Origin of the sequence: Mycobacterium sp., from assembly GCF_050701675.1 — a bacterium.
In the GTDB taxonomy this organism is placed as follows: domain Bacteria; phylum Actinomycetota; class Actinomycetes; order Mycobacteriales; family Mycobacteriaceae; genus Mycobacterium.
On sequence record NZ_JBOGDD010001305.1, the window covers coordinates 1 to 1,672 of the forward strand.

Annotated in this window: 1 pseudogene; it reads right to left on the minus strand. The window is 66.8% G+C overall.

The features are described 5' to 3' along the window. A pseudogene (locus ACRDUX_RS40210) lies at positions 1-1,672 on the minus strand (molybdopterin-dependent oxidoreductase); the annotation flags it as partial.

Sequence of the window (1,672 nt, forward strand, 5' to 3'; positions counted from 1 at the left end):
GTCGTAACCGAACCCGTCGATGTCGGCGGAGAAGATCTCGATCCGACCGCTGGGCGTGTGCAATTCGTGGGCCACGGGATCGGCGCGGAAGTCGGCAGCAGTGACAATCCGGTCTCGGTCGGCAACCGCAAGCTCCCCGCCGTCCAGAACTCCTCGAAGGTCGGGACCTCGAAATCGAGTCGGGCCGCCCACTTCTCGTACATGTGGACCAGCCATTCCATGGCGGTGCGGCCCTCGGTGAACTTCTCGCCGAGACCCAGCCGATCGGCCAGCGCCGCGAACGTCGTGTAGTCGTCGCGTGAGTTGGCATACGGCTCGGCCATCGCCGGCATGGCCATCAGGAGTGGGTCATTGCGCGAGCCCGAGTAGTCGTCGCGTTCGAACGGAGTGGTGGACGGCACGACGATGTCGGCGTGCTTGGCCATTGCCGTCCAGTACGGCTCGTGCACGACGACGGTGTCGACCCGACCGAGCGCCCGCCGCAGCCGCGATATGTCCTGATGGTGGTGGAACGGATTTCCGCCCGCCCAGTACACGCACTTGATGTCGGGGTAGGTGAGCCTGCGCCCGTTGTAGTCGAACTGCTCCCCGGGATGCAGCAGCATGTCGCTGACGGCAGCCACCGGAATGAAGGTCGTGACGGGATTCAGTCCCTGCGGGAAGGTGGGCAACGGGCAGCGCAGCGGCGCCATGCCGAGCTCGTTCTGCGATCCGTAGCCGTGGCCGAAACCGCCTCCGGGCAGGCCGATCTGGCCGAGCATGGCGGCGAGCGTCAGACCCATCCACGGGGCCTGCTCGCCGCAACGCACACGCTGCAGTGACCAACTCACCATCACGATGGTGCGCTGCGCGGCCATCCGCCGCGCCAACGCGACGAGGTCCTGCGCGGCCAGACCGCTGATGTCGGCTGCCCACTGCGGCGTCTTCGGCACTCCGTCGTCGGTGCCGAGCAGGTAGCGCTCGAAGCGGTCGTAGCCGATGCAGTGGGTACCGAGGAACTGCCGGTCGACGAGTCCCTCGGCGGCCAGCACGTGGGCCAGCGCGAGCATGATGGCGACGTCGGTGCCTGGCACGGGCGCCCACCATTCGCAGTCACCCGAGGTGTCGTCCCGCAGCGGGCTGATGGACACGATGCGCCCACCGCGGTCGCGGAGGCTCTGCAGTGCACTCCGGGTCGGATGTTCGGTGGTGCCGCCGGGATTGACTGCGGAGTTCTTCACGCCGACGCCGCCGAAACACACCAGTAGTTCGGTGTTCTCGGCGATCACGCTCCACGCCGTTGATCGCTTGAACAGGTCGTCGTGGGTGCCGACGACCCGGGGCATGATGACCCCGGTGGCACCGAGGCTGTACGAATGTCGCGAAAAGGTGTATCCACCAAGTAGTTTCAGGAACCGGTGCACCTGGCTCTGGGCGTGGTGGAATCGGCCGGCGCTGGCCCAGCCGTACGAGCCGCCGTAGATGGCCTCGTTGCCGTAGGTGTCGACGACGCGGCGTAACTCGTCGGCGAGCAGTTCGGTGAGTTCATTCCACGACACGGCGACGAATTCTTCGGCGCCGCGGCGGTCGGTGGGTTCCGGACCATTTTCGAGCCAGCCGCGGCGGATTGCGGGGGTCTGGACTCGCGACTCGTGCTTGATCGAACCGGGCAGGTTGCCGAGCAGGGGTGACG